This window comes from Micromonospora sp. D75 (genome assembly GCF_018070405.1).
GTDB classification, from domain to species: Bacteria; Actinomycetota; Actinomycetes; order Mycobacteriales; family Micromonosporaceae; genus Micromonospora; species Micromonospora chalcea.
The window spans coordinates 1-4,009 of sequence record NZ_JAGPXV010000553.1; the positions used below are offsets into that span (position 1 = coordinate 1).

5 protein-coding genes and 1 riboswitch are annotated in these 4,009 nt (G+C 73.2%); of the genes, 3 read left to right on the top strand and 2 right to left on the bottom strand.

The genetic code is table 11. The features are described 5' to 3' along the window. Together KBX39_RS25225 and KBX39_RS25230 are read right to left on the bottom strand one after the other, a co-directional pair. A partial coding sequence (locus KBX39_RS25225) for a septum formation family protein (protein WP_210872840.1) occupies positions 1-346 on the bottom strand: 346 nt, incomplete at its 3' end. A gap of 76 nt (positions 347-422) precedes the next feature. Further along, positions 423-1,310: a septum formation family protein gene (locus KBX39_RS25230; RefSeq protein WP_064448498.1), complete on the bottom strand. Its 888-nt coding sequence runs from the start codon at positions 1,308-1,310 to the stop codon at positions 423-425. Positions 1,311-1,571: 261 nt separating this feature from the next. On the opposite strand from KBX39_RS25230, the gene rpe reads away from it, so the two are divergent. The 3 genes from rpe to ribD all read left to right on the top strand — a co-directional run. Continuing rightward, positions 1,572-2,252: a ribulose-phosphate 3-epimerase gene (rpe, locus tag KBX39_RS25235; protein ID WP_043324939.1), complete on the top strand. Its 681-nt coding sequence runs from the start codon at positions 1,572-1,574 to the stop codon at positions 2,250-2,252. A 1-nt stretch (position 2,253) separates the two neighbouring features. Further along, positions 2,254-3,210 carry a response regulator gene (locus KBX39_RS25240; RefSeq protein ID WP_043324938.1) on the top strand — a complete coding sequence of 319 codons (957 nt, stop codon included), beginning with the start codon at positions 2,254-2,256 and terminating at the stop codon, positions 3,208-3,210. A gap of 73 nt (positions 3,211-3,283) precedes the next feature. Further along, positions 3,284-3,456, top strand: a riboswitch (FMN riboswitch). A 168-nt stretch (positions 3,457-3,624) separates the two neighbouring features. Then, positions 3,625-4,009 (top strand): bifunctional diaminohydroxyphosphoribosylaminopyrimidine deaminase/5-amino-6-(5-phosphoribosylamino)uracil reductase RibD (ribD, locus tag KBX39_RS25245; RefSeq protein ID WP_210872842.1); only part of this gene is annotated, 385 nt, incomplete at its 3' end.

Genomic DNA, 4,009 nt, shown 5'->3' on the forward strand with positions numbered 1-4,009 from the left:
GGGCCTGGGTGACCTGGCGGGCGCAGTCGCCGTGCGCGGCGCGCATGCCGGCCGAGCCGGTGCGCGGCGGGGCGGAGCGCTCCGCCTCCGGGCCGCTCATCGTGCCGACGTGCAGCGTCTCGGCGCGGTGGGTGGCGGCGCAGTCGCCCGGCTGGTAGCCGCTGAGGTAGCCGACGTCGGCGACGGTGGGGTGACAGGCCCCGGTGCTCGGCACGAAGCCGACCGGCGCGGCGAACGCGGGCCAGTCGTCGGTCAGGTCGCGGTCCACTCCGGCCGGCGCGGCGCAGCCGCCGAGCGCCAGCGCCGCCACCGTTGACACGGTGACCGCCACCCACAAACGCCGCATCGCGACCGACCTCCCCGTGCGTCCGGAGCCGACCGGCCCCCCGGTACGCCTCGGCGGTGCAGCATACGGCAGCCGATCAGGTCACCGGGAGCCCCTCGGGACCGGCGCCGCGCACCGATCGGTTGAGCTTGCGGTCGTCGCTCCACAGGAAACAACGCACCCCCCGGTCGCCCTCCTCCCACTCCCGCTGCGACGGTGGGTAGTAGATGGACCCGGCCCGGTACGGCAGCTCGGCGTTGTCCGGCACCTCGGCGAACTGGGCGATCAGCGTCATGCAGCGCCGGTGCGTGGTGGGCGCGCCCTTGGTGAACTCCGCCCAGCTCATGTCGCGTTCCTCGTACACGCCGACGAACTCTGCGCGGTGCGGCTCGGTGCAGAGCACCGGGGCCATGTAGTTGAGGTTCTTGCCGATCAGCTTCGGGTCGAAGCACCTGTGCACGAGCGGGTTGTCGCCGACCAGCGCGCCGCGCAGGCTGCCGACCCGGTTGATCGGACGGGTGTTGTCGATGCTGTCGGTCTCGGCCAGGTCGCAGCGGAACCAGCGCGCGCCGGCGCCCCAGGCGGCCACAGTCGGCAGCGCGATGTTCAGCGTGAGCCGGGCGGCGTGCCAGTCCCCGCCGATCATCTCCCGGGCGCTCCGGTCGCACTCCGCGCGCGCGGTCCGCAGCGCGGGGGTGCCCGGCTCGGGGCGGTCGCCGAGCGTCTCCGGCCCGGTGAACGTGCCGACGTGCACCGTCTCGGCCAGGTGGCTGCCCGCGCAGTCGACGGTCTCGTACGTGGCGGCAGCCACCACCGTGGTGAGCCGGGGCAGGCACGCGTCTGTCGCCGGTACGAACAGCCGCGGCGCCGGCAGCGCCGCCCAGTCGTCGATCAGGTCGCCGTCGGCCCGGTGTGTCTGAGCGCAGCCGGCGAGCACCGCAGTCGCGGCGCCGGCCAGCGCGAGCACGTGGAGCCACCGTCGCATCGTCCGCCCCTTCCGGGAGAGATGGCAGCCGGTCGCCATAGGCCCGACCGGCGTCCCCCGCGCCCGGGCGTGCAGCATACGTGACCGTCCCTGTAGGAGTTTCGTCATCTTTCAATCGATCGGCTAGTCACCGACGACTATTCGTGCCATTTTCCGCTCCGGACGGCCCGATGGTGCACCACGGGTGACGGAAGGCTCACCACCTGTCGCTCCGGGAGCCGTGCCGCGACCTCCGGATCACCGCGTTCGTACACTGGCCCGGTGACCGTACCGCCGCCGATCGTCGCGCCGAGCATCCTGGCCGCCGATTTCGCCCGCCTCGCCGACGAGGTCCGTGCCGTGGAGCCCGCCGCCGACTGGCTGCACGTCGACGTCATGGACAACCACTTCGTGCCCAACCTGACCATCGGGCTGCCGGTGGTGCAGAGCCTGCGCGCCGTGACCGAGATCCCGTTCGACGTGCATCTGATGATCACCGATCCGCGCCGCTGGGCGCCCGGGTACGCCGACGCCGGGGCGTACAACGTCACGTTCCACGCCGAGGCGTGCGACGACCCGGTGGCGCTGGCCAAGGATCTGCGCTCGGCCGGGGCGAAGGCGGGCCTGGCGATCGACCGGGACACCCCGATCGAGCCGTACCTGGAGCTGCTGCCGAGCTTCGACACGCTGCTGATCATGACGATCAAGGCCGGTTTCGGCGGCCAGCGGTTCCTGCCGCAGCTGCTGGACAAGGTGCGCGCCGCCCGCCGGCACGTCGACAGCGGCCACCTGGAGCTGCGCATCGAGGTCGACGGCGGCATCGCCGCGGACACCATCGAGCAGGCCGCCGCGGCCGGGGCCGACGCGTTCGTCGCGGGCACCGCCGTCTACGGCGCCGACGATCCCGCGGAGGCGGTACGCCGCCTGCGGGGCCTGGCGGAACGTGCGATGACCGGGGCCTGAGATGGACGCGGCCGGCGAGCGCCCCGACGTCATCCTGGTCGTCGACGACGACGAGGACATCGCCCGCTTCGTCGAGTTCAACCTGCGCCTGCACGGTTTCGAGGTGCTGCACGCCAGTGACGGCCAGGAGGCGCTGGAGATCATCGAGCGGCAGCGGCCCGACCTGGCGGTGGTGGACCTGATGATGCCGCGCGTCGACGGCCTGGAGCTGACCCGGCGGCTGCGCGCCGACCCGATGACCTCCGCGCTGCCGGTGATCATGCTGACCGCCAAGGGGATGACCCAGGACAAGGTCAACGGGCTCAGCGTCGGCGCCGACGACTACCTGGTCAAGCCGTTCGACACGCTGGAGCTGGTGGCCCGGGTCAACTCCACGCTGCGGCGCAACAAGGAGTTCCGCGAGGTCTCGCCGCTGACCGGCCTGCCCGGCAACAGCCGGATCCGGCGGGAGATCAGCGACCGGGTCCGCAACGGCGTCGACTACGCCGTGGGCTACATCGACATCGACCGGTTCAAGAGCGTCAACGACCGGTACGGCTTCGTGCGCGGCGACGAGTTCATCTCGGCGCTGGCCCGCAGCCTGCACCGGGCGGTGGTGTCGATCGGGCTGCCGCCGGCGTTCCTCGGGCACGTCGGCGGCGACGACTTCGTGATCGTCTGCGCGCCCAGCCAGGTCCGGCCGCTGACCAGCCGGGCCGTTGTCGACTTCGAGAAGGCCGCGGACGCGCTCTACGACGCCACCGACCGGGAACGCGGCTTCGTCGAGCTGAAGGACCGGCGCGGCAACATCCGCCGCGCCGCGCTCGTCACGCTCTCCATCGGGGTGTCGCTGTCCGATTCCGGCAAGCGGTTCACCGACCCGCTGGAGGCCATCGCGGTGGCCTCGGAGATGAAGACGGTGGCCAAGAGCCAGCCCGGCTCGTACGTGGCGGTGGACCGCCGGCGCGGCGTCACCTGAGCGCTCCTGTGAGGTAGCTCGCCTCTGTGGCGCGCACCCGGCCGGAACGTGTAAGACTTCCCGTATACCCACCACGCGCTGGCGGGGCTCGGTGAAATTCCGAACCGGCGGTGATCCACGGTCCGACCGTGGTAAGCCCGCGACCCGGACGGCTTCGGCCGGACGGTGGACCTGGTGAGAATCCGGGGCCGACGGTTGGGGTGCGGCTCGTCCGCCCCCAGACAGTCCGGATGGGAGACAGCGCGCGGAACGGGGGAGGCCCCTGCCGGCCGCTGAGCACCCTCAGCCGCCGCGTGGGCTCCCCGGGGTCGGCGACGCCGTCCCCGGGTTCTCCGCCGCCGCGTGTCCGCGGCTTTGTGGCCGCTGCTCCCGAACCCGCCCGCGCGCGACCGGCGAGCGGGAGGACAGACGGCCATGGCGAGCGTCTCCGTCGACGAGGCGATGCGTCGTGCCATCGAACTGGCCGCGCGCGGCCTCGGCGCCACCAGCCCCAACCCGGTCGTCGGCTGCGTGCTGCTCGACACCGACGGCGAGGTCGTCGGCGAGGGCTTCCACGCCTACGCCGGCGGCCCGCACGCCGAGATCGTCGCGCTGGCCCAGGCCGGCGCCCGCGCCCGCGGCGGCACCGCTGTGGTCACCCTGGAGCCCTGCGACCACACCGGCCGCACCGGCCCCTGCAGCCACGCGCTCATCGCCGCCGGGGTGGCCCGCGTCGTGGTCGCCGTGCCCGACCCCAACCCGGTCGCCTCCGGCGGCGCGGCCACGCTGCGCGCCGCCGGGGTCCAGGTGACCCTCGGGG

Excerpts from the sequence above, each read along its gene's own strand:
- KBX39_RS25230 (WP_064448498.1), bottom strand. The coding sequence starts at position 1,310 with ATGCGACGGTGGCTCCACGTGCTCGCGCTGGCCGGCGCCGCGACTGCG.
- KBX39_RS25240 (WP_043324938.1), top strand. The coding sequence starts at position 2,254 with ATGGACGCGGCCGGCGAGCGCCCCGACGTCATCCTGGTCGTCGACGAC.